The sequence below is a fragment of the Algimonas ampicilliniresistens genome, from assembly GCF_030159955.1.
GTDB classification, from domain to species: Bacteria; Pseudomonadota; Alphaproteobacteria; order Caulobacterales; family Maricaulaceae; genus Litorimonas; species Litorimonas ampicilliniresistens.
Genome location: NZ_BSNK01000001.1, coordinates 988,056 through 1,011,914, shown reverse-complemented (window position 1 = coordinate 1,011,914; position 23,859 = coordinate 988,056). Strand labels below are relative to the sequence as shown.

At 54.7% G+C, this 23,859-nt stretch carries 22 protein-coding genes and 1 tRNA gene; 6 read left to right on the top strand and 17 right to left on the bottom strand.

The window, feature by feature from the left end:
* Positions 1-198: 198 nt before the first annotated feature.
* Positions 199-561 carry an Hpt domain-containing protein gene (locus QQL54_RS04745; protein WP_284388133.1) on the bottom strand — a complete coding sequence of 121 codons (363 nt, stop codon included), beginning with the start codon at positions 559-561 and terminating at the stop codon, positions 199-201.
* Positions 562-631: 70 nt separating this feature from the next.
* Between QQL54_RS04745 and QQL54_RS04740 the strand changes: the two genes are divergently transcribed.
* From QQL54_RS04740 to QQL54_RS04730, 3 genes are all read left to right on the top strand, one after another.
* Positions 632-1,792, top strand: coding sequence for a CPBP family intramembrane glutamic endopeptidase (locus QQL54_RS04740; RefSeq protein ID WP_284388131.1), 1,161 nt, complete (start codon positions 632-634; stop codon positions 1,790-1,792).
* A 104-nt stretch (positions 1,793-1,896) separates the two neighbouring features.
* The gene (locus tag QQL54_RS04735; protein ID WP_284388128.1) at positions 1,897-4,152 is read left to right on the top strand and encodes a coiled-coil domain-containing protein; all 2,256 of its coding nucleotides are present in this window, start codon (positions 1,897-1,899) and stop codon (positions 4,150-4,152) included.
* Complete coding sequence (locus QQL54_RS04730; protein ID WP_284388126.1) at positions 4,149-5,198, top strand: RluA family pseudouridine synthase; 1,050 nt, start codon at positions 4,149-4,151, stop codon at positions 5,196-5,198. Before QQL54_RS04735 ends, QQL54_RS04730 begins: the two co-directional genes overlap by 4 nt.
* Before the next feature lie 11 nt (positions 5,199-5,209).
* Here QQL54_RS04730 and QQL54_RS04725 read toward each other — a convergent pair whose 3' ends face one another.
* Complete coding sequence (locus QQL54_RS04725; RefSeq protein ID WP_284388124.1) at positions 5,210-5,998, bottom strand: alpha/beta hydrolase; 789 nt, start codon at positions 5,996-5,998, stop codon at positions 5,210-5,212.
* Between the two features lie 584 nt (positions 5,999-6,582).
* Between QQL54_RS04725 and QQL54_RS04720 the strand changes: the two genes are divergently transcribed.
* Positions 6,583-7,332 (top strand): hypothetical protein, encoded by a 750-nt coding sequence (locus QQL54_RS04720; protein WP_284388122.1) that lies wholly within the window; start codon positions 6,583-6,585, stop codon positions 7,330-7,332.
* Positions 7,333-7,402: 70 nt separating this feature from the next.
* Here the strand turns inward: QQL54_RS04720 and QQL54_RS04715 are convergent, their stop codons facing one another.
* The 4 genes from QQL54_RS04715 to QQL54_RS04700 all read right to left on the bottom strand — a co-directional run bounded on the left by QQL54_RS04715 (position 7,403) and on the right by QQL54_RS04700 (position 10,725).
* Positions 7,403-8,068 carry a hypothetical protein gene (locus tag QQL54_RS04715; RefSeq protein ID WP_284388121.1) on the bottom strand — a complete coding sequence of 222 codons (666 nt, stop codon included), beginning with the start codon at positions 8,066-8,068 and terminating at the stop codon, positions 7,403-7,405.
* Positions 8,069-8,425: 357 nt separating this feature from the next.
* Positions 8,426-8,512: transfer RNA gene (locus QQL54_RS04710), tRNA-Leu, on the bottom strand.
* Between the two features lie 12 nt (positions 8,513-8,524).
* Positions 8,525-9,256 carry a competence/damage-inducible protein A gene (locus QQL54_RS04705; RefSeq protein WP_284388119.1) on the bottom strand — a complete coding sequence of 244 codons (732 nt, stop codon included), beginning with the start codon at positions 9,254-9,256 and terminating at the stop codon, positions 8,525-8,527.
* The gene (locus tag QQL54_RS04700; RefSeq protein ID WP_284388117.1) at positions 9,253-10,725 is read right to left on the bottom strand and encodes a L,D-transpeptidase family protein; all 1,473 of its coding nucleotides are present in this window, start codon (positions 10,723-10,725) and stop codon (positions 9,253-9,255) included. Before QQL54_RS04700 ends, QQL54_RS04705 begins: the two co-directional genes overlap by 4 nt.
* Positions 10,726-10,859: 134 nt before the next feature.
* On the opposite strand from QQL54_RS04700, the gene QQL54_RS04695 reads away from it, so the two are divergent.
* Positions 10,860-11,831, top strand: a complete 972-nt coding sequence (locus tag QQL54_RS04695) for a DMT family transporter (RefSeq protein WP_284388115.1) — start codon at positions 10,860-10,862, stop codon at positions 11,829-11,831.
* On the opposite strand, the gene thiD is transcribed toward QQL54_RS04695, so the two are convergent.
* From thiD to tolQ, 10 genes are all read right to left on the bottom strand, one after another.
* The gene (gene thiD, locus QQL54_RS04690; RefSeq protein WP_284388113.1) at positions 11,728-12,615 is read right to left on the bottom strand and encodes a bifunctional hydroxymethylpyrimidine kinase/phosphomethylpyrimidine kinase; all 888 of its coding nucleotides are present in this window, start codon (positions 12,613-12,615) and stop codon (positions 11,728-11,730) included. The two genes, QQL54_RS04695 and thiD, sit on opposite strands and share 104 nt — an antisense overlap.
* Complete coding sequence (folP, locus tag QQL54_RS04685) at positions 12,608-13,420, bottom strand: dihydropteroate synthase (RefSeq protein ID WP_284388111.1); 813 nt, start codon at positions 13,418-13,420, stop codon at positions 12,608-12,610. The genes thiD and folP overlap by 8 nt, the downstream gene beginning before the upstream one ends.
* Before the next feature lie 61 nt (positions 13,421-13,481).
* The gene (ftsH, locus tag QQL54_RS04680) at positions 13,482-15,428 is read right to left on the bottom strand and encodes an ATP-dependent zinc metalloprotease FtsH (RefSeq protein ID WP_284388110.1); all 1,947 of its coding nucleotides are present in this window, start codon (positions 15,426-15,428) and stop codon (positions 13,482-13,484) included.
* Positions 15,429-15,543: 115 nt separating this feature from the next.
* On the bottom strand, positions 15,544-16,713 hold the full coding sequence (gene tilS / locus QQL54_RS04675) for a tRNA lysidine(34) synthetase TilS (RefSeq protein WP_284388108.1): 1,170 nt from the start codon (positions 16,711-16,713) through the stop codon (positions 15,544-15,546).
* Positions 16,710-17,570 carry a tetratricopeptide repeat protein gene (locus tag QQL54_RS04670; protein ID WP_284388106.1) on the bottom strand — a complete coding sequence of 287 codons (861 nt, stop codon included), beginning with the start codon at positions 17,568-17,570 and terminating at the stop codon, positions 16,710-16,712. Before QQL54_RS04670 ends, tilS begins: the two co-directional genes overlap by 4 nt.
* 83 nt (positions 17,571-17,653) lie before the next feature.
* On the bottom strand, positions 17,654-18,229 hold the full coding sequence (pal, locus tag QQL54_RS04665; RefSeq protein ID WP_284388104.1) for a peptidoglycan-associated lipoprotein Pal: 576 nt from the start codon (positions 18,227-18,229) through the stop codon (positions 17,654-17,656).
* Between the two features lie 115 nt (positions 18,230-18,344).
* Positions 18,345-19,667: a Tol-Pal system beta propeller repeat protein TolB gene (tolB, locus tag QQL54_RS04660; protein ID WP_284388102.1), complete on the bottom strand. Its 1,323-nt coding sequence runs from the start codon at positions 19,665-19,667 to the stop codon at positions 18,345-18,347.
* 12 nt (positions 19,668-19,679) lie between these two features.
* The gene (locus QQL54_RS04655; RefSeq protein WP_284388100.1) at positions 19,680-20,501 is read right to left on the bottom strand and encodes a hypothetical protein; all 822 of its coding nucleotides are present in this window, start codon (positions 20,499-20,501) and stop codon (positions 19,680-19,682) included.
* The gene (locus tag QQL54_RS04650; RefSeq protein ID WP_284388098.1) at positions 20,501-20,947 is read right to left on the bottom strand and encodes an ExbD/TolR family protein; all 447 of its coding nucleotides are present in this window, start codon (positions 20,945-20,947) and stop codon (positions 20,501-20,503) included. Before QQL54_RS04650 ends, QQL54_RS04655 begins: the two co-directional genes overlap by 1 nt.
* A gap of 1 nt (position 20,948) precedes the next feature.
* Positions 20,949-21,644, bottom strand: a complete 696-nt coding sequence (gene tolQ / locus QQL54_RS04645; protein ID WP_284388096.1) for a protein TolQ — start codon at positions 21,642-21,644, stop codon at positions 20,949-20,951.
* 291 nt (positions 21,645-21,935) lie between these two features.
* On the opposite strand from tolQ, the gene QQL54_RS04640 reads away from it, so the two are divergent.
* Positions 21,936-22,277 carry a hypothetical protein gene (locus QQL54_RS04640; protein ID WP_284388094.1) on the top strand — a complete coding sequence of 114 codons (342 nt, stop codon included), beginning with the start codon at positions 21,936-21,938 and terminating at the stop codon, positions 22,275-22,277.
* A 22-nt stretch (positions 22,278-22,299) separates the two neighbouring features.
* Here the strand turns inward: QQL54_RS04640 and QQL54_RS04635 are convergent, their stop codons facing one another.
* Positions 22,300-23,859 carry an acyl-CoA synthetase gene (locus tag QQL54_RS04635; RefSeq protein ID WP_284388092.1) on the bottom strand — a complete coding sequence of 520 codons (1,560 nt, stop codon included), beginning with the start codon at positions 23,857-23,859 and terminating at the stop codon, positions 22,300-22,302.

Sequence of the window (23,859 nt, the reverse complement as noted above, 5' to 3'; positions counted from 1 at the left end):
GAAAACGACGCTATAAGAATGAATTTACCGCGCTTTAAGGCTGTTTCTAAAGCCCGGCGAAAGCAGTGCCGCCTATCACAAGATCAACAACGGACGCGATTGCGTTCGGGCTCACCCTTGTTGGGCCGAATCAAACACAGAGTTCACGCAACCTCTCTGTGACGCCGTCGCCCCTCCCCGGGTGGCGGCGTTTGCGTTTCAGCTTCGCAGATCTTTCAGTCCCTGAGCATATTCCCAGCGCTGGATCTCGGTACGGACTTGATCGACCGCGAATTCGATATTCTGAACAGCGACATCTCTGGCTCCCATACGTCGCCCATCACCGACAAGTTCTTCTGCATCTTCGCACATTTTTGCGAGATGCATTGCCCCGACAGCCCTCGCCGACCCTTTAAGAGAATGGGTAACAGAAGCCCAAACCTCATCGTCTGAGTCAGCCAACAGGCCTTTGCCCCACATTTCGGTTTGGTGGATGAAGAGAGAGAAAATCTCACGCGTCAGAGCAACGTCACCCGCGACGTATCGATTGAGATGATCGAAATCGATTTGCGGGTCGGCCATGCTACCTCCTGGAATCAGTAGGACGCTCTTGCGCTCTGCCGTGACGAGGTTAGGCCTAAGCGACGCTCGGATGCAAGATTGGACCGCGACTTCGATGAATTATTATGATCGCAATATGAACGGCAATGTTCGCTGGTATGACTGGATTGCCGTCTTTTGGCTGACCATCGTCGCGTGGATTTTCGGGCAACTCGCCTTCACCTCGCCTTTTCTGGATATGTTGCGCGATCTCAATCCGGAAGCGGCCGACCAGCTCAACGAGTTAATGAACGCGGGCATGACCACAGACGTCATCGCCCAAATCGGGTTTGCAAGCCTGCTTTTCATCATCGGTGGATTGATGGCTGCGATTGGTTTCGGAGTTCACTATCTTGGCACGAAAGGCCGAGGGTCTCTGGTGACGGGCTTGATCGGCGCGTTCATGACGTTCGCCGGAGGCGGGATATTCTTGCTTGCCAATGGCGAGATGGGTGAGGCCAATGGCCTCATACTCTCAGTGGTTGGTCTCTCTCCGGTCGCTTATATGTTGATGCTTCTAACGTTTCCGGCCGCTCTGGGCGGACTTTATCTCGGCTGGAAGCTCGTCCATAAATTGCCTTTGAAAGACCTTCACACGGCGTGGGTGAGCTTTCGCTGGCGTCGCGTTTTCGAATCCTTCCTGATCATGTGGGTCGTGCTGGCTGCCTATGGCCTGTTCACCAGCCAATTCAGTGAAAAGTCGCCGGAATTCGTTTTCGACGCCGCGCGCTTCCTGCCTTACGCCATCCTCTCACTTCTGCTTTTGCCCATTCAAAGCGCGACGGAAGAGATCGTTGTGCGCGGATATATGAATAAGGGTTTGACCCATATACTGCGTAGTAAGTGGGTCGCTTTTATCCTTACCAGCGGTCTGTTCATGGCGTTGCACCTTGCCAATCCAGAAGCGCAAGCTGGCGCAGAAGCGGGCAATCTGCCTATCGTGATGAGCGGCTATTTCTTCTTTGGGTTCGCCTGCTGTCTGATGGTTCTGATTGATGATGGGCTGGAATCAGCGATTGGCGTCCATGCGGGCAACAACACGTTTGCGGCCATTTTCGTGAATTACGAAAATTCTGCCCTGCCGACGCCATCAATTTGGCAGGTTAAATCAGAACCAACCAGCGACGCGGTCAGTGTGATAGTCATCCTCATGATTGTCCTCGTCATACTCTATGCGACACGGCGGCCAAAGAGAGAGAAATCCATTATTTAGGGCTCTAAATTGATAGATTGATCCGTAGCCGAACCGACTTTCGTCAAACGAATGCCTATGTTAGCGGAGTAGACGAATCCAATGAGCGGGTAAGAGGGAGAATTGTGTCAGACATCAGCAAAAAGATATTCTCCATCGACCCTGAACCCGATGAAGAGCCCATCGCCCTCGTCCCCGAACCGGTCGAAGATGAACTCTCATCTGAGGCGGCTGACGTGGGCACTGACAGTCCTCAAACGAATGGTAAACTTGGCCTGCGAACCGTCGTCGATATTCCGACCACGCTGTTTCGTCCGATTATCGAACTCGTCGAACCCGCAGATGACGACATTGAAGATCACGCACCTGCCGACGCTGAACTGAACGAACCGCCCATCACAGTGATGCGGCTAGACCAAATTATCCCGTCCAAGGAAGAGGTCGCGTCAAACACGGTCGCAGCCGATATGATTGCCCCGGTTCGTCCCGTCGTCGTTGCGCCGTCCTATGACGCGCCTACACGTCTTGGCTGGATCGGACCCCTTTTGGCCGTATTAACCGTCATCGGCGTAGGTGCCCTGGCCTATGCTTATATCCAAGACGCGCAGACAGTTTCGCCTATTGGTCTGGCAGGGTTGATTATGGCAGCATTCGTCTCAACCGCGACTGTTCTTGCGTTGTGGGCGAGTTTGCGGACCTTGGGGCAAACTCAGACACGATCCATGCAATTGGCCGAGATTGCGGATCGCCTGACGCGAGCTGACCAGTCCGTCACCGAGGACATTACAAATATGTCGAGCGCCATTCGCCGCGAGCTGGCTCAGGTTGACAGTCGCATGGCGCAGTCGAGAGCGGAACTCGACACACTCGTTGCGCAGATCACGCGCCAATCTGCGGATATGGACGGCAAAACCCGCCTCATGGTGGACCGTACGGAATCGATCGCACGCGCCATGACGGATCATCGCGACGCCTTTTCTGATCTGTCATCCACCTTCGAGACCCAGATGAGTACATTGGCCGACACAGTCGACCGACATCGCGGACAGCTCGCGAGTGTCAGCGATGCCGCCGTCGAACAGGTCGGTGCCGCGATGGATGGATTAGACCGCGCGACACAACAGACGTCTGAGCGCAGCTCCTCCCTATCAGATATTGCAAAAACAGCTGAGCAAATTTTCACCGATGCTGAAGGCCGCTTATCCATCATGTCCGACAAAATTTCGGAACGCGCGGCGGAACTCGACCGCGTCTATGAGCGTCAGGCCGAGCATCTCGCCAGCCTTGATGGCCAGTTGTCAGGCGAGACGACAGCCGTCGAAACAGCCCTAGCCAAGCAAACCGATCAGCTCAGCGCTATCGATGCCCAAATCGAGATCACAGAAGGTCGCCTGACGGCGCTACTCGACCATGCGCGCGGAATTCAGGCTCAATTGACGGCGCGCTTGTCCGACATCGACTCGACGATGTCGGAATCCGACACGCGGTCCAAGGCTTTCACCGCAGACATTGCCGACCGTGTCAGCGATAGTGTTGCCCAGACCCGGCGTGAGTTGTCCATAATGGAAGGTGAGTTACGAGCGCTGCAATCCCGCATGGACGGGGCCAAGGCACTGGATCTCGGCCTTGAGGTCCCAGACACCAAACAGCCCTCCCCGTCAGGTCGACTCCATTTGAAACCTTTGGATTCGGACTTCCCACCAGTCGAACCTGAAGATCTAGCCATCCCTGAGTTGCCCGAAGATCAGACCCTCGATCTCATTGAACCCCTCGATCTACCGATGGATACGATACAGCCGCAACCGTCGGCACCGACTCTTTCTGATCTCGATCTCGTCCGGCGGCCGGGTGAAGAGGCGCCGTCTGGACGCATGTTCGGACGGTCTAAGAAAGACGAACAGGATAAAGAAGATTGGCGTTGGCGTGACATGCTGGGCTCGATGGATCCAATCACAAGGGACACGCCCAGTAGAGGTAATTCAAGAATTGATCGCCCGCCGCCCGGTGTACCGCTAAGCCCACCGCCACCTACGCCGAAATTACCGGACGGATCTGACGTCGTCGCTCGGCTTTGCGAAGTCAAACTCGCCCCTAGTGCCGTCGTCGATCAAGGCACGATCATTGACGCCACGGAAGCGCGCCGTGAGGGTGGAGAAACCGCGCAGTCCGAAGCTGTCTTCTCTCGCCTAAACGCCCCCGTGATCCATTTGCGCGGCGTCTTATCAGCGGATTTGGAATTTCGTCTTAGGGCAGAAGGATTCCGGCGTAATTTCGATACGCACCTCCAGACCCAACGCGACCAAACGAAAATTCGGGCTGAGCTCGGCACGGCGAGCGGACGCGCCTACCTTCTTTGCGCCGCTGCGCTGATGACCTCGTGAGCGATACAGAGCTTGCATCAGGAAGTTGGGAAGCGCGCACGGCAGAGGACGGTGACGCCGGCCAGCGCGTGGACAAGTGGCTTTCCAGTTGGACAGAACTCTCCCGCGCCCGGATAAAAGCCCTCGTTGAATCCGATTGTGTTCGGGCCGACGGAACCCTCATTCGTAAGCTGACCGGTAAGGTGAAGCCCGGTGTTGAATATGCCGTGCATGTTCCACCGCCCGTGGATGATACGCCGACGCCGGAGGATATTCCGCTCTCCATTTTGTATGAAGACGAGTATCTCATTGTGATTGATAAGCCCTCTGGCCTGACGGTTCATCCGGCCCCCGGCTCGCGGTCTGGGACTCTGGTCAATGCCCTGCTATTCCACTGCGCCGACAGCCTATCAGGTATCGGCGGTGTGATGCGCCCCGGTATTGTGCACCGTCTCGACAAGGACACATCGGGCGTGATGGTCGTCGCCAAAACAGACGCGGCACATCGCGGCCTCGCTAAACAATTCGCCAAACACACGATGGAGCGGGCCTATATTTGCCTCGTTCGCGGTCGGCCTAATCCACGAAGCGGAACCATCGCGACCCGGCTGGCACGCGCGCCACATGATCGGAAAAAACAAGCCGTCGTGCGGGGCACGAACAATGATCTGGACGCGTCTGATCACGGCCGTCATGCCATCACCCATTACGCGGGCTTGCGCGGTTTCGGGCAAAAAAAGAACGCGAGTGTCGGCACGCCCGTCGTTGCCGAAGTCGAATGTCGGTTAGAGACAGGGCGGACGCACCAAATCCGTGTTCACATGGCGCATATTGGCTGCCCGCTGCTCGGCGATCCGCTCTACGGCAATCACAAATCATTTCTGTCCGACAAGTCAGAGATTGAATCGCGCGTTCGGGACGCAGTAGCGACCTTTAAACGCCAAGCGCTTCATGCTCGCTCGCTCGGTTTTATTCATCCAGTGACGAAAGAAGAGCTGTTGTTTGAGACACCGCCGCCCGCCGATTATCAGGCGCTGGTTGCGGCGTTGGAATCCTTACCTTCCTAAATGAGGCCGTCCTAAGCGTGCCCGTCTTCACCATGTTCGCAGACATAGCGGTGCGCCCAAGCCGCTAACACGCGACCCACATAATCCGCATCCTTATCGTCTTTCAGAAGTAAGTGATCGGCGCCGTCCAATGTGACGAAGCTCTTGGGATGCCGCGCCGCGCCAAAGATATGACCCGCATTACTGATCGATACGACCGTATCTTGCGGGCTATGGAAAATGAGTAAAGCTCGGCCCAGATCTCCCAGATCCGCGGCAACATCGTGCATTTCCGCGTCTTTGATGAATTGCTCTTTAATCGTGAACGGGCGACCACCCAACAAGACTTCTGCTTCGCCGTCTTTGACAATTTCGGACAGCTGATCCGCAAACTGGTGAATGATATGTGTGGTCGAACAGGGGCTACCAATGGTCGAGACCGCCTTACATTCCGGCACTTGCTCCGCCGCCTTCAATGCAGCCGTGCCGCCAAAACTATGTCCAATCAGGATGCGCGGCGCCGCGTAATTCTCACGCAGAAAATCGCAAGCATTCTTGATTTCTTGCACATTGGTCGAAAAATTCGTGTCGGAAAAATTGCCGCCACTCTGCCCCAACCCGGTAAAATCGAAACGCAGCATGCCGTAGCCTTCTTCGACTAAGGACTGACTGATCGTCCGGACCGGTTTCAGATCTTTCCCGATAGAAAAGCCGTGTGCAAAGACACACCAAGACGTGACTTCGCCACTATCCGGATAGTCGATCTTGGCGGAGAGCGCGTGTCCGAGGGCTCCAGGGAATTCAATTCTATCGGTCTTCATAGCCACACCTTAAATCGCGTCATGGTCACGCCAGTCTTCAGACAATGACTCATGCAACACAAGTCACATAACGCTCGCTCGGACGTGATCTGCCAGTGAGGGTAATGAGCCGAAGCGTAGTTTTAAAGAATTTGAATTGGCGCAGTCCGACAATATTACATCGAACACTTTTCACGCAGCTGATGAGGCTTTGGTAGACGGGCTTTGGGATGAGGTAGAGCGTTATAATAGGTTGCTGACGCGCAATTCGGATGAAGTTGTGAATTCAATTACAGTTCCAAACATCTGCAGCCAGCCTCCCTCCCCTCGTTATTCTGAGCTTAGCAGTCCCGAACAAGAGATTTCGTTCGGGAAAGATCGTCCCTGCTTCTGCTTGTTAACGGTTTAAATGAGGCGAATTAAGACTCTCGTTTAATGTCAACTACGTGGGCAAAACGGACATTAAAACTTTTGCATGATAAGTAGGCGTCCTCGAAAAGCGGATATTGGAAAACTTCTATCTTTTAACTCTGCAACCACTAGACGGTGCTTAGACTTTTAGGGCGGTTCACGATAAGAAAACTGAACAAGGACACGGAGTTTAAATGGCAAATGCAGAGCCGGAAAACCACCTTACCAAGCTATCAGCGGATACAATTATTGAAGATCTTTTTGGCCTGAACATTCGCGGCCTAAGGTCGATCGCAACTCTATGGACTCATCCCAAGCGCTATTTCGCAACGGCCAGAATACCCGATTGGGATAACAAATATACACCCTCTATCAGGCTATGGTTGGCCTTCTTTGCGATTTTCTCCGCCCTCAAATTTTGGTGGTTAGGCGGCAATCAAGGTATGATTGACGCATTTTCAGGTGGTTTTTCTAACGCTGGGTTACCACTGCCAGAAGGCCTGTCTTATGACGACGTTGGGCGCGAGGCTGTTCTGTGGATATTCGGACTGACGCCTATAACGCAAATTGTCAGTATGGTTTTTTTGGCTCTGCTTTACCGTGCTTGGGGAGAAAAAACGACAATTGCTCTTAGGCAGCGTTACCTCTTTGCGGTTTTAGTACCCAGCACGAGCTTAATGCCTTTATTCCTTACGATAATGGTATTTGTTCCTAGCCACATGCTAACACTATACGGGGTTTTTCTAGCCCTCATTACTTTTACTATCGACTTTCAAGCGGGTTATCGCGGAGGTTTTTGTAACGTAACAGGGTTTTCGAAAACATGGAGAGCGGCCCTCTTGGCGCTCATCATTGTGGGCATTAATGTCAGCATCAGTATAATTACGCAAATCATTGGCATCTTAGTCATTGCAGGAAAATACGGAGCCGTTCCGCCTGCATAACTTTACTCGGAAATAAGCGAGTGTCCTACTTTGGTGGTTAAAGGTCTCTCGAATGCGTGGTGAAACACCCTTATTCGCCCAACTCTTCCAGATATGTTTTCGTATCTGCGACCACCCATGCCATCAAGTCCATCTGATAAGTGTGTCCACTTTCCCATCGATATAATAGTTTGCGAAATGCATCGTCTTGACAAGCAATCGTTGGCTCGACGACTAAAACTATAGAGCGTTGGTCCCCCCAAATGTCTGCTAAACTCTTCTTTCCTGCCGTCGAATAGTATGGACCATAGTCGAGAAATGAATGTAGATCATAGGCTCTGCTTTCCATATTCTCGAACATAGTTTGGCTATACTGCATTCGTGAGCTCAGTGATCTAGCGTATTTCAAGTAATGTTCGCGACGTTCCACTGTCTGTCTTTCAAGCAAGCGTTCAGAGGTTGTGAGTTGAGAGATCGCGGTGTTGTGATAATTGGGCGACATCGTTGAGCCTATTGACTCAACTGCGGATTCTATTCTGTCTTTGCTCTCTTCATCATCGCGGCATGCTCGGATGTCTTCAATGGCAGATCTGAAGTTTTGTATCATTGGCGCATGTAGTGTTATTGATTCTTCAAGAGCTTCAATATTGTTTCTGGCCTCAATCACCATACGGTCATGGGCTTGTTCATAGGCATTCTGATCTAGTCGCGTTTCGTTCCAATTTCCGATTTGGATACCAAAAAATACGCCGATCACGACGATCCAGAAATCAAGTGCAACAGCGAACCAGTTTTGGTCTTTGACATGTTTTGTTATGCTGCGAAGTAAGATGATGCGCCCCTGATCCGTTAGACAGAACCATAGCGCTTTACTGTATTCTGTCCATTAAAGGGTAAGCGGCTTAGTTTGGGCGTTTTAGGTCGCTTCGAAGGTCTATTTGGGCGACTCTTCAGTTTTGAACTTAGCACCACAAAAGACCAATGCTTTGTAGAGCTATACCTACGCGTTGATCGAACAGAAATATGTAATAAATACAGTAGTTTGCAAGGGTTGTTGAAAACACCCCACTTGAGTGAACTTCGAAAACTAAATGATTTCAATGCTTTACTGCGATGGTGCGGGCGGCCGGACTTGAACCGGCACTTCCTTGCGGAAAACAGATTTTAAGTCTGTCGTGTCTACCGATTCCACCACGCCCGCCGACAGGGCCTCCTAACCGTGTGTCAGCGTCGCGACAAGTGCGTTGAGGTCTGTTTCAACACGTTTGAGCTGCGCCAGATCGCGTCCGCGCGCAACGAAGGATACACCGCGAAGTTCGTTGTTGAAGAATGGGTAACTGCCAATGGCAACGCCATCATATTCCGCTTCGATTTCAGCCAAGCCCGCCGCCGCGTCGCCTTCACCGATCCCTTCAGCAATCACTGAAATCTGGTGTGTCTTCGCCCCGCCTTCGATCCGATGCCCAATATCGGCCAGCATGCCGCGCATGATCTGCGGTACGCCCGCGAGAGTAAAGACGTTGTGCGTTTGAAACCCGGGGGCCTGACTAACCGGATTTGCGATCAGCGAGGCACCGTCGGGGATGCGGGCCATGCGGCGTCGAGCGGTATTGAGGTCGTCTTCACCGTAGCGTTCCCGCAGCGCCTCCAGCGCGTCCTCACGCTCGCTAATCGAAAGATTAAACGCAGCCGCGATAGAATCGGCAGTGATGTCATCATGGGTTGGGCCGATTCCGCCCGTCGTGAAGACATAATCAAAACGTTCACTAAAATCACGAACCGTCTGCGAGATAAGAGTTGCGTCATCGGGTAGGATTCGGGCTTCACCGACGCCGACACCGAGTGGCGCCAAAAATTTGGCTATAGTGGCGAGGTTTGTATCCTGCGTTCGGCCTGAGAGCAGCTCATCGCCAATCAGTAAAACCCCTGCAGTGACAATCTTCATCGCGCGCTCGCCCGTTTAGTCAAACCTGACAGAACCGCCGCGTCCCGGTCATAAACATCGTCAACGAAACGTACGCCTGCCGCGTCACTGACTGCTGTCAAATAGAGCACATGGACAGGGACTTTAGAGGTCAGATTGACCCGTGTTTCGCGATTGGTCAGCAGCGTTGCGTCAATTTTGGTCCGGTCCCAACCAGGCGTGTCTGACAGCAGCCATTCAGTCAGATCAATCGGGTCTTGTGTCCGAATACATCCAGACGAAAACGCCCGCTGTCGCTGGGCAAACAGACCGCGATCCGGAGTGTCATGCAAATAGACATTATGGATATTGGGAAACATGATCTTCACTTGCCCCAACGCATTCTTAGCGCCTGGAGCTTGGCGGATACGGTAGGGCATGCTGCCTGCGGGAATGGCGGCCCAATCGATCGTTGAGGCATCAACGACCTTCCCTTCTCGGTCAAGAACTTGAAAGCCGAGACGTTGCACCGCCGCTGGATCACGTTTGAACAGCGGCAGCTTATCCTGACGCGCTAAACTGACTGGTGTTTCCCACCACGGATTGAGCACAACATGCGATATTTCGTCAGAGAAGACTGGGGTCTTGCGGAATGTTTTGCCGATAATCGCGGCGTGCACCCGGTCTATCTGTCCATCTTTCCAAGCCTGAACCGAAAAATCAGCAATATTCACGCGAACATGACGCCGCCCGAGCTCATCTGGTAACCAACGCCAGCGTTCCAGATTGACCTTCAACTGATCCATCTCTTGTGAACCCGTCCGGTTAAGCGCGCGGATCGTCGCCGGCCCGACGGCTCCGTCAACGTCCAAGCCGTTTTCAGTCTGAAAGGCTTTCACAGCCTCTTCTGTGGCCGCATCAAATGATCCTGTCACCTCTATGCCAAGACGCGTTTGCAGTGTCCCTACGCGAGCTGTTGTCAGGCCGAGTTTCAATGTTTCGCCCGCCGGTATCAAAATATCAGTTTTGGGTGACGCGGACAGGCGCGTGGCAAGCCCCGCTCTGAGAGACTGATAGGCGGCATGTTGTGGCGCGAGCGTATCAAGGCTGCTAGCCAGTGTTCCATCTCTCAGCGCTGTATTGAAGTGAGCAATGAGGTCTGCCTGACGACCCTTAGCCGTCCAATTGGGTTCGACCGAACTAGGCGACAATTTGCCAAAGGCAATATGCGAAGCCGCACTCATCCAAGCATCGATTGCGTAAAGCTCCATCTCGCCTTCTGTTCCATAAGTTTCAAGGGTTGCAAGATGATAGTCAGCCGGGTTCAAGCCATGCGCCGCAACGCTATTGAGCGCGGCAATCAGTTCAGCTTTTGGAATGGTCGGACCCGGCACAATGTCCGATCCGCCTGTATAGGCCAGCATAGCTTTCGGCGCGAGCGGGTTGATCGGACCCGGCGCGGTCGCGGCCGCGCCTGAGGACAGGATCAGAGACGCTACGAGTGCGGACATTATTGGTTTCAACATGTGCCCTTTTTGCGGGGCTAACCAAGAGTTGCAATCAGCTTGAACATCGACTGCGAATAACTTTTGTTCTAATTAATGCAGAGCGTTGACCGGATTGTGACGGACTGCCACGCGAGCCTATGGAGACACACCCTTTAAGCCGTCCAGCCCTGATCGCCCTATGCCTCGCCTTGGTGCTGATATGGGGCAGTGCGTTCAACTTTGTCGGCGTCGCGGTTGATCATATTAGCCCGTTCTGGCTGACGGCTTGGCGACTAGTCGTCGGTGCCCTGTTTCTCACAGCCTATGCCCTCATCAAGGGTGACCGTTTTCCGCCGCTCCGCGATACGCGTTGGCTCTGGTATGCTGTCCTCGGCTTAACGGGCGCTGTGACCCCTTTCCTTCTGATGGCGAAGGGTCAGTTGACGGTCGATAGCGGGCTTACGGCTGTGATCGTCGGCGCAATGCCGCTCATCACCATCGTTCTGGCTCACTTTTTCACCGAGGAGAAACTGACAGGCTTCAAAATCCTCGGTTTCTTTATCGGTTTTTTGGGTGTGGCTGTCTTGTTCATGCCAGACGAATTCGGTCTCGGTGTAACAGGCGATTGGGTCGCCCAACTCACTATTCTGGGCGCTGCTTTCTGTTATGCGGGCACAACGGTGGCGGCCAAGCGAGCTCCGAAAACGCCTGCGACGATCGGGGCTGCCATTATGATGGGGGCCGCCTGTCTCGCGGCTTTAATCGCCGCGATGATTGCCGACCCTAGCGGTTATGTCCCGAACGCAACGGCCTTGACGATGATCGTGCTGTTGGGCTTCGGCGCAACGATCCTCTATCTTGTTTTTATCGACCGGGTCGGACCGAGCGCTATGGCGCGGCTGAACTATTTCCCGCCTGTCGTCAGCGTTATTTTTGGGGTGTGGTTTCTGTCCGAACCGTTCACATGGAAGCTGGTGGTTGCCTTCATCGTCATCATCATCGGCGTAATGGTCAGCCGGTTGTCGTCTACTCGCTTTTCAGCGACTTCAGGGCCGCAAACGGATTTGCCGACTCCGGAGCGGGGCCGTCCCCGTCCTCCGATCCCGCCGGTAAGGCCAGACCGTGATTAAGCGGGCCATTGCCCTGCCCCAGTTTTGGGGCCGTGCGGATCGCTTCAAACACATAGTCCCGCGCGGAGGCGACAGCTTCATCAAGGTTGGCGCCTAGAGACAGAGCCGCGGCAATCGCGCTGGCCAGCGTGCAGCCCGTCCCGTGCGTATGTCGCGTGTGAAGACGCGGTCCGGTCATAACGCTGGCTCCGTCTTCAGAGACCAGAACATCCACAACAGATTTCGTGTCCAAATGCCCGCCTTTCATCAGGGCCGCATAAGCCCCCATCTTAAGAATGGCGTCACCCGCCTTGGATAAATCGTCCGTATCCGTCACCGTCAGCCCCGTCAGGATTTCTGCTTCCGGCACGTTGGGCGTGACCAAGTCGGCGATGGGGACCAGTAATTCCTTCATCAACGTAACAGCGCCCTCTTCCAGCAAAGCGTCGCCGCTGGTCGATACCATCACAGGATCAAGCACTACCAGCGCGTCCAGCGGCTCAATCGCTGCGTGAACGGCGCGAATGATCGCCTCAGACCCCAGCATGCCGATCTTGATAACATCCACACCGATATCCTCGACGCATGCGTCGATCTGCGCTTTGACCATATCTGGTGACACCAACTCGACCCGGTGTACGCCGAGTGTGTTCTGTGCCGTTAGAGCCGTGATCGCCGTCATCGAATACGCGCCAAACGCCGCGCACGCCTTGATGTCGGCTTGAATGCCCGCTCCGCCAGAGGAGTCAGAGCCCGCAATGATGAGAACCCGGCCAGCAGGGGTTTCGGGGGATGTTTCAGTCATGCTCAATGGATTCCCAAACTCGAATAGCTTGCAGCGTCTCCGCTACATCGTGAACGCGCAAGACCGCCACCCCGTTGCTTGCCGCATAAATCGCGCTGGAGAGCGAGCCTGGCAATCGTCTGTCGACGGGGCTGCCATCAATCTTCTGGATAAAGCTCTTGCGCGACGTGCCGATCAAGGTCGGTGCGAGCGCAGCAAAGCGGTCTGTGTGACGCAGGATGGTGAGATTATCGGATAAGCGTTTTCCGAAACCGATGCCCGGATCGATTGTGATCTGGTCGCGCTCGATGCCCGCCGCTTCGCAGGCCTCAATCCGAGCGCGTAGATAGTTCAGCACCTCGTCGACTGGATCATCATAATGCGGGCGATCCTGCATCGTCTCTGGCGTCCCCTGAGCGTGCATCAGGATGACCGGACAGCCAAGATCAGCCGCAAGCGACACGCTATCTTCTGAGTAAGTCAGCGCGGACACATCATTCCAAATATCCGCGCCCGCAAGGATAGCCGCTTCGGCGACGGCTGGTTTGCGCGTATCAATGCTGATGATAGGTCCGGGGTCGTCGTCGAGCGTCGCCGAACGGATGGCCTGAATGACAGGAACGACACGGCTTATCTCCTCAGACACGGAGACAGTGGCTGCGCCGGGACGTGTGCTTTCGCCACCAATGTCGAGAATATCCGCACCCTCACCGATCATCCGCCGCGCTTGCCGTACGGCGCTGTCGAGATCGCCAATTTGGCCGCCGTCAGAAAAACTATCCGGCGTAACATTGAGGATGCCCATGATTTTAGGACGGGTGAACATGTGCGCGCCTTAAGCGATGTTAGCGCAAAGAAAAACCCGGCCCTGAGGCCGGGTCCAAATTCTACGCTTCCGCCGCGCCGCCCAGCGGTTTTGGCTTGGGTTTCTTCGTGGTCGGCACCGCGCTGACCGCCGGGCGGGCACCGGGCTTAGTGTCGGGCCGTTTCGGTGGCGTCCCATCTTCCAGCAAGACTTTGATTTCATCGCCGGACAGCGTCTCATATTCGAGCAGAGCTTCCGCCAAGGCAATCCAATCCTTCTTTTTCTTTTTCAGAATTTCGAGAGCCTTTTCATGAGCTTCGGTTACGAAACGCTTGATTTCGCTTTCGATTTTACGGGCCGTCTCTGGCGAGATCGATGATCCACGACCAATGCCAGGCATGAAACTCTGTTGATCCGTGTCCTTATAGGCGATCGGCCCGATCTCGTCTGACAGACCCCATTCCGTCACCATAGCGGTGGCGATACGGGTGACTTGTTCAATATCGGAGCTCGCGCCGGACGTTACTTTTTCGTAGCCGAAATGCAGTTCTTCAGCGGCACGACCGCCCATCGCCATCGCCATGCGCGCAATCATTTCTTCGCGCGATTGGCTGATCTGATCACGTTCCGGCATATATTGGACCATACCCAGCGCACGGCCACGCGGAATGATGGTCGCTTTATGGATCGGCAGGCTGCCCTTCATATTGAGGCCAACAATGGCATGACCCGCTTCGTGATAGGCCGTCATGGCTTTCTCTTCGTCGCTCATGGCCAAGGTGCGGCGCTCCGCGCCCATCATGACCTTGTCACGCGCATCTTCAAACTCGCGCATGGTGATTTTAAGCTTGTTTCGACGCGCCGCCAAAAGGGCGGCTTCATTGACAAGGTTAGCAAGGTCAGCACCAGAGAAGCCCGGTGTACCGCGAGCAATATATTTGACGTCGACATCCGCCGCCATTGGCTTGCCGCGCATATGCACTTCGAGAATTTTCTCACGGCCTTGAATGTCGGGATAAGGCACTTCGATCTGACGATCGAAACGGCCCGGACGTAGAAGCGCTTTGTCCAGCACGTCAGGGCGGTTAGTCGCGGCAATGATGATCACGCCTTCCTGACCTTCAAACCCGTCCATTTCGACAAGCAACTGATTAAGCGTCTGTTCGCGTTCCTCATGACCGCCGGATGTGCCGACGCCGCGGTGGCGACCGACAGCATCAATCTCATCAATAAAGATGATGCAGGGCGCGTGTTTGCGCGCTTCCGAGAACATTTCGCGTACGCGGCTGGCACCGACACCGACAAACATTTCGACAAAGTCAGAACCGGAAATCGTGAAGAATGGCACACCCGCCTCACCCGCAACGGCGCGGGCCAACAGAGTCTTACCCGTCCCCGGAGGGCCGACAAGCAACGCGCCGGTCGGAATACGCGCTCCCAAACGTGTAAACTTAGACGGGTCTTTTAGAAATTCGACGACTTCTTTCAGATCTTCTTTGGCGGACTCGACGCCCGCGACATCTTCAAACGTCACGCGCTTGGTGTTTTCAGTCAGCAGTTTGGCTTTGGATTTACCGAAGCTCATCGCGCCGCCCCGACCTGCGCCTTGCATATTGCGGAAGACTAGGAAGAACAGGCCAATGATGATCAGCAGAGGCAGCATAGAGAACAGAAAGGTCAACCAAGGGTTTTCGCTTTTACGCTCCGCATATTCGTAAGGAATGTCTGCCCCAGCGAGAACTTCGCCAGCTGGATCTTCAGAAACAGGGGGAACATTGACAGAGAAGGTTTCGCCGCCGCTAAGCGTGCCTGTGACGACCCCGCCTGGAATGTCGATCTTCGCAGATTGAACATCCCCCTGCTCAACCCGATCACGGAATTCCGAGAAGGTGAAAGCGTCGCCTGTCGCCGCGCTATTGGTCCCGCTCTGCGAAACAGCGAAGACAATCATGAGCAGCATGATGATGAGCCCCCATACGGCAAACTGCCGTGGATTTTTACTCGGGGGAGGTGTCTTTTTCTCGGCCATGAAAATTCCAAGTTTGGGTAAATCTGAGCCTATACATAAGAGCGCTCGACCACAATAAAAGCCGACGCTGTGTCACGTCTGCCATCTTTTTACGCTTTGGGAGTGCCTAAACTGGTCACGATCCCGTTAGAGCCGCTTGCAGACGGTCTTGAACCAAGTTTTTCACCTGGACATTACGGCCATAATGAATGCGGAAACCAACATGATTTCCACGTCTTTCCGGATGCAATTGTCCTGCCGAACCACTGACCAAGAAGCGACCATCCCATATTGTTGGCTTTTCGCTGATCACAATTGGTACTGCCGTCGCAGCCAATCGACGGTCGCGACGTCCAGTTAGGGCCACGAGATCGCGCGAGAGGGTAAGAATTTCTCCGTCCCATTGCCCCATACAGCCCTGCCCTATGGCGATATGATCCCCAGCTTCAAGTAGCGCTAGCTTCTCGACTATGCGTCTTCGGTCTGCGGGGCCACTTTGTCCACCAACAATAGGCGCGACAAGAGCGAGCGCTGGCGCGCTTAGCAATCGAGGAATGCTCAGTAATCCCTCATGCGTGAGATGATAGCCATCAAGCTCCGCTTTAATTCTGTCAGTTTCGGCGGCAAGACCCTGCGCCATGGCGGTCGCCAAGCTCAGCATGTCAGTTTTGAGCGTGGAGTTACGAGCCAGTTCTTGGCGGACCTGAACCCGTGTAAAGCGCGTATCCACATTGGAAACATCCTCAATCGGGTCCAACGTACCCAAGCTCTCACGCAAACGACCCCGCGACACACCAAGCATGGGGCGGCATAAGGTGACATCCGCCAACTCCGGCCAGACAGGCGCATATCGACTGACCCGCATCCCCGCCGCACCACGCCATCCAGAGACGCGCTTCACGCGCATCAGGACCGTTTCCGCCTGATCATCCGCGTGGTGAGCCGTCACGAGCGTCTCGATTGCGTGGTCACGGCAATAATGGCCCATCAAACCATAGCGCGCGCGTCGCGCCTTTTCCTGCAATCCTGACGCCGGTCCATCGGGTGTCCAGCGAAGCACGACTAATTCATGTCCAAGCGACTGGGCGAGCGTAGTCGCTATCTGGGCTTCAAGTTCAGACACCTCACGGAGGCCGTGATCCACATGCAGAACAGCCTTAAGGCCGGGATGGTCTTTGAGGCGGCTCAGCAGAGCTAGGCTGTCACCGCCGCCAGAGAATGCGAGCGCGAAGGACCGCCCATCCATCGGCAGATGCGCGTCGAGTTCAGCCTGAACATCTCGGCTCAGATGAAGGTCTCGGCTCAACAGCCCGTTCTGGATGCTTCGCGCGTGGCCTTATCGCGCGCACCCTGAGATGCATCAGGAAACTGAGCATCAAATGATGACAAGGCCAGACAGGCTTCAGAGCCTTGTCCCATTTCGCGCAAACTGGCCGCAAGTTTCACCAGCGCATCCGGCGCCTTCACCCGATTTCCAGTGTGTTTTATTGAGGCCACATAAGCTTCAGCGGCTGCATTATATTGACCGCGCACAAAATGACTTTCGCCCAACCAATAATTGATCTCGCCCGCATCATCGGCATTCGAGTAAAATTGGAGATATTGCACAAAGGCGGTTTCAGCCCCTGCATAATCCCCTTCAGCCAGTCGCGTCATGCCGACTGCGCCCAGTTGGGCTGCATCGTTGGCGGCATTCTCATCCGCCGGGGGCAGAACAAAGTCCTCCGTGCGTCGGCTCGGTGGCCCTTGGATCTGTTCCAATGTGGCAGGGCCGCCAACATAAGTCTCATCCACCGTCGGGGCAGATTGGGCCGCCACGAGGTCGACAGCATCCAGATGGATTTTCATCCGGGTCGAGAGGTCCTGCAAAATGCGGATATCGGATTCGAGTGCATTCACTTCTGCGTCTGCCAGCTCACGCTCATAGGAAAGACGCTCAACTTCACCTAATAATGTTCGGATCGAGGTCTCAAGCGTGTCAACGCGCGCCATCAAACGCTCGGCCGCAGGGTCTCCCGTCAAAAGACGCGCCTCAAGTCGGTCTACACGTTGACGCAATGCTTCGTTCTGCGCGGCCAATTCCGCACGGCTCTGCGCGAAGGCTGGAGCGGCGACGGACATTGCCAAGACAGAGATGAGCAATAGTCGAACGAAATGAGTCATGGGGTCATCCTAAGACGAGCAAAGCTTCATCACGTGTTAGGTCGTAACTGGACTTGCGGGCTAGCCCTGAACACAGTGCGGGGTTAGCTACGCCCAATCGCGCGTAAGTTGGTGTAGCCGTTCCGGTTACGGGCCCAGCCCTCTTCATTACTGCGGCCGTCAATCGGACGTTCCTTACCGTAGGACACAGTCGTCAAACGCGACGGCGCGATACCCTGACCAACCAAAAAGGATTTAACGCTGTTGGCCCGCCGCGCGCCCAGCGCGATGTTGTACTGGCGTGTCCCGCGTTCGTCGGCATGGCCTTCAACAACCGCTGTATAATCGCGATAGGTTTTCAGCCAGTCCGCTTGTTGGCGCAGCGTATCGCGTGCCTGCGGAGAAAGCGTGTACTGATTATACGCGAAATAGACCCGTGCATCGCCGCCAGTCGAATAAGCGAAATCTGCGATTGAACCTGGTGCAGGCTGATTAGGATCCACCATCGGTGTCTGCGGAATGGGTCGAAGGACTTCAGGCTGCTGCGGTTGCGTTTCCACGATAGGCGCCGGCGTAGGGTCGGCGACCGGTTCAGGCACAGGATCGGGTTTCGTCGCACAGCCGGACACAAGAAGGGCCGTCATGGCGATAACAGCAAGGGAGCGAGGCTTAAGAGTCATGATCCGTCCACTTTTTTAGTTTGTTGCTTTCAACATAGTCTAACGCGCTGCGTCAAAGTCTGATTAGTGAAATTTTGAATAGGCTCGCGGCCAAATTAAGGCAGCTGACCATCTATTAATCCAAAATAGGCGACCAAGCCGGGTCAGTCGCCTGCCCTGGCGTGTCAACGCGTTTGAGATTACGCCCTGTCAGATCAACCGACCAAAGTTCTGCGCGTGAATTCCGCCCGCGCGTTTCCTTAGTAAACAGGATGACCCGTCCATTGGGTGACCAGCTCGGCATATCGACCAGATAATCGTCCGTTAGAATCCGCTCACGACTACCGTCCGGGTCCATCACGCCTATCGCAAATTTGCCGCGATTCTGGCGCACAAAGGCGATCTTATCACCGCGCGGACTCCAAACAGGTTGATTATACCGGCCATCACCAAAACTGATCCGTTTGGTCGATGAGCCGTCAGCATTCATTGTGTAGAGTTGCGGAGAGCCCCCGCGATCACTCTGGAACACGATCCGACGACCATCAGGGGAAAAGCTGGCAGACACATCGATCCCGGCATCCGTTGTGAGTCTCTGGGTCGAGCGGGTCAGTAAATCCATGATGTAGATGTCGATGTTACCGCGCTGTTCCATCGACATGATAAGATTGTCGCCATCCGGCGAAAAACGCGGCGCGAACGTCATCCCGGGGAAACTCCCCAACAGCTCGCGGCGGCCTGTCTCAATATCAAGAATATAAACTTGAGGCGGCAGAGTCTCATAGCTCATGAAAGTGATCGTCTGGCTGCTCGGATCAAATTGCGGACTGATCACCAGATCCGATCCACCGAGCAAATATTGCGGGTTGAACCCGTCCTGATCCATGATGGCGAGGCGCTTCTGGCGATCGGTTTTTGGTCCGCGTTGATCAACAAATACGATCCGCGAGTCGAAATAGCCCTCTTCACCCGTTAGGGCTTTAAAGATCGCATCCGACGCTTTGTGTGCCGTGCGGCGCCAATTTTCTGTTGCAGTTGAAAAGCGGATCCCCTGCAACTGCCGACCAGCAAAGACATCCCACAGCCGAAATTCGACACGGACCTTATCGGGTCCATCCCGAACAATGCGTCCCGACGCCAATGCGTCAGCCCGGATCACGCGCCAGTCGGCGAAGGTCGGTTCATAATCAATGTCGGTCTGCGTTTCTAGAAAACTGGCGGGATCAAGCGAGCGAAACAGGGCACTGCTTTCCAGATCAGACCTGATTACTTCAGCAATTTGCGCGCCGAGTTGCCGGGTTTCTGGATCCTGCCCCAAGAAATCCGGCACCGCGATTGGAACGGGGTCAATATTCCCTTCCGTAATATCGACCTCAATCTGGGCGATGGCTGAAGACGGCACCGCAATCGCTCCCAACAACCCGATGAGCATCAGTAAAACTGTCAAAATTCGTGTCATAATGGCCTTAAGTCACAATTTGGGTCGGAAGTTCAAGATCAGTGATTCCCACTGTTCGAATTTCTCAGCGGGTAGGAAGTCATAGGGGGCGCATTTCGTCACCGCTTGAACCGCGCGCATTTCGGCCACATCCCAAAACGGATTTCCGGGGGATGCACGGCGAGAACTGGCGCGATCAATCACCCGCACGTCTTTGATGAACCCGCCGGGGAGCATATCCACTTGCAGTCGAACCACCAGCATCTCCAGATCGGTGGCATCAACAGGTTTGCGCCAGCATCGGTACATGGCGCTATTAAGCGCATCGAGTTCTGACAGGGTCATCTGCGTGCCAGAACCAATGCCTTCCCGAGCGCGATCGGAATAGACAAGCCGGTCTTCCGACCCTTCGTTGGCAATCTGACTATTCTCGGCTGTCGATGTGTCTTTGGATTTGTCAATCAATGAGGAAATGCGGTCCAAATCAAAAGCGGGTTTCGCTTCGGCCACTTTTTCAGGCTCAGGGGCGGGTTCGTCACTCGGTTCGGGCTTGGTCTCAGGCGGCGTGACAGGTTCTGCCGTAACGACTTCGTCAGGCGCAACATTGATCTCGTCAGCTTTTTCAGGTGCATTTATAACAGACGTCTCGACCTGCATGGAGAGGTCCGGTTCTGGCTCCGGCACAGGTCGTTCTCGCTTCAACGAGGCGCGAATATCCGTAAATTCCGCAACCGTAATAAGCTCAACCGGGACAACGCGCCCCTGCTCTAAGGGCTCAATAGTCGAAAAGGCCAGACTGGCCCCGAATACGACGCTGCCATGCAGCATCAGCGATATGGGCAGACCGGCCCGCATTACTGGCTGATCGGGTCCGTCACGAGATTAAGGTTCGAAAATCCGGCGGCATTGATGCGAGCCATGACTTTCATGACGGCCCCATAGTCTGAATTCTCATCGCCACGCAGATAGATGCGCTCATCATATCCTGTATCCGAGACAGCAACGAGTTTTGCGATCAGGTCTTCGATCAGCACTTCTTCTTCCTGCAGGAAAACCTTGCCCGAAGCATCGACCGTGATTGTCAGCGGTTCCTGCTGCGACGGTAGAGCTTTCGCGTCCGTTTTCGGCAGGTCGATCGGCACACCAACCGACAGAAGCGGGGCCGCGACCATAAAGACGATTAGCAACACTAACATTACGTCGACAAGCGGCGTCACGTTGATTTCGGAGCTAACACGCGAGCGCCGATGGCGTCGGCGGCTACCATTGCGCCCCACGCCGCGTTTTGCGGTCATGGCCATCTTAGCCGCCCTTGGTCAGCTTGCGACCCAGAATAGCGGACAGCTCATCCGCATATCCTTCCAAGCGTCCGCCATATTTATCTATGTCGGTCAGATACATGTCGTAGAAGATTTTGGCCGGGATCGCCGCAATGAGGCCCAGTGCCGTCGCAAATAGCGCTTCCGCAATACCGGGGGCAACGACAGCCAAATTCGTGTTTTCTGAGGCAGCAATCGCACGGAAGGAGTTCATAATACCCCAGACCGTCCCGAATAGACCGATAAATACAGAGATCGAGGCCACTGTTCCGAGCACGGGCAAGCCTTTCTCAGTCTTGGCGAGCTCGCGATTGATGACAAGGTTCATAACGGAGTCGATCCGTTCATGCGTAGCGGACTGACTACCAACGCGCTGAACCGTGCCGCTTTCATTGTATTCGCGCATCGCCGCAGCAAAAACGCGGGCCATTGGATCGCGCGTATCGCCGCCTAGCGCGACAGCTAATTCGTCCAGAGTTCGGCCTGACCAGAACGTATCTTCAAAATCTGTCGCCCGGCGGCGCAGCATGCGGATCATGATGAACTTGTCGATGGCGACGACCCAGCTCCAGATCGACGCCAGGACCAAGATGGCCATGACCCCTTTGATGACCCAATCTGAACGCAAAAATAGCGACCAGAAGGAGTAATCGCCGACCGAAATCGGCTCAAGTTGCATGACGCTTAGCTGTATGAGGCTCACAATCATCGGGTCCTTGTGATAGAGTTGCGTCAAAGACGCTTATAGCGCCGTCTTTATGCGTCAAATCCGCCACGCCAACTTAAAGGGCGGTAAGGCGAGGATGACACGGTTATCATTCGGCGTTCACCACGTTTTAAGAAAGAAAGCGTTAACCTGTTGCGAAATGAGCATATGCAGCGCCCGTCTTTAATGGGTCGCGATCATGTCACAATTTTGACCCCTGGGCGCGGTAATGATTTTGCTCCCTACTCGTGTTCTGGAGACACCATGCGTACTCTAACTCTCGCCATCCTCAGCGTCGCGGCTCTAACTGCCTGTAATACTGTGCCGGAACCGGGCCCTCAGCCTGTGGTTGTTAATGTACCGCAAATGCAAACATGCACACCAATGAGTGCACTGACGCGAGTAACGATTCCGGAAAAAACCGAAACGTACATTGCGATCACCGAAATCGACAATCCGCCCTACGAGCCAATTCAGAACAAGCAAACTATGACACGCGTGATCGAGGAAGCTCGGACGATCTTCGTCAATAGCGAGGGCCGAGAAATCACGGATATTTGCAATATGGATATCAATCCAAACGGAATGACCACTCAGAATCGCTAGGCGGAGTGTCTAAACCCGCGCCCTAGGCCAGCTCTCCGGGGACAGTCTTCCGCAATTGATATTTGAGCACCTTGCCTGACCCCCCGCGTGGGAGGGCTTCGATGATGTGGATACAGCTTGGCATCTTGTAGCGCGCTAACCGCCCTTCAAGGTGCGCTAAGATGTCTTCGATTGCGCAAGCGTGCCCCTCTTTGAAGACAGCGACAACACAGCCCGTTTCACCCCATTTTTCATGTGGAATGCCAATAACTGATAGTTCGGCGAAATGTGGCATCTCATAGAGAATCCCTTCAATTTCAGCCGGATACACGTTTTCCCCGCCCGAAATATACATGTCCTTCACCCGGTCTTCGATGAACACATAACCTTTATCGTCCATGCGACCGATATCGCCTGAACGGAACCAGCCATCTTCGGTGAAAGCCCGTTCATTGGCTTCAGGCTTGCGCCAATAACCCGGTGTGACCGACGCGCCCTTGAACAAGATCTCGCCCGCCTCTCCGCGCGCGACTTCATTGTCGCTCTCGTCAACGATCTTGATGCGTGAATGCGACAAGGGCCGCCCCGCGCTTCCGATCATATGCGGAATATCTTCCTTGCGCAGCGTCGTTCCAGCGGCACAGGTTTCGGTCATCCCATAACCCTCTTGAATGACGAGCCCTTTGGTAAGCCAGAAATGCGTCAGAGGCTCTGGGACGGTTTCACCGCCGCCCAGCGCAATTTCGATGCGCGAGAAATCAATCTCATCGATTTTGGGGTGCATCCGCATCGCATTATACGCGGCAGGCACCATGAACAGGACCGCGATGTTGAGATCTGCACTGTCGATCGCTTTCAGAGTCGCATCGACGTCGAACAAGCGCATGATCACGCAACACCCCCCGATCCAGAGCGATGGTAGGCCCGTGACCTGAAGACCGCCAATGTGGAAGAGCGGCATATTATTCAGACTGACCCGATCCGGACGCGCATCGCCGACCCGCATGGCGCCGGCATTGGTAAACTCAATCATGCCGTGGGTGATGATGACGCCCTTTGGATGACCCGTCGTGCCGGACGAATACATCAGCAGACATTGCTCATCATAGCTCTGCGGATAAAAGTCGTAGACCGGATTGGCCTTAGCCAAGCCTTGCTCATAATCGCTATCACCGCCGACCCCGTCTGTGCTGATCCAGTGTTCAACGGATTCGCAATGCGGTTTCGTGGCCTCAGCGACCGCCTTGAACGGATCATCCACGAGAACCAGAGACGCATCGCTATCATTGAGGATATAAGCAAGCTCGGGCGGCGTAAGCCGGAAATTAAGTGCCAGACAGATCGCGCCGATCCGCCAGCATCCGAAGATTAACTCCATAATGTCCGTGGTATTTAGACAGAGAAACGCGACGCGGTCCCCAGGCTTGATCCCATGAGCCTTGAGCATCCCGGCTGCGCGGGCGACCCGCTCATGCATCTGACCATAACTATAAATCCGCCCACTGGCGAGATCGACCATGGCGCGCGCATCGGGCTTAGTGGAGGCATGATACTCAATCCAGTCAATGACTTGAGTCGAGTGACTATGTGCTTTTTGTTCCAT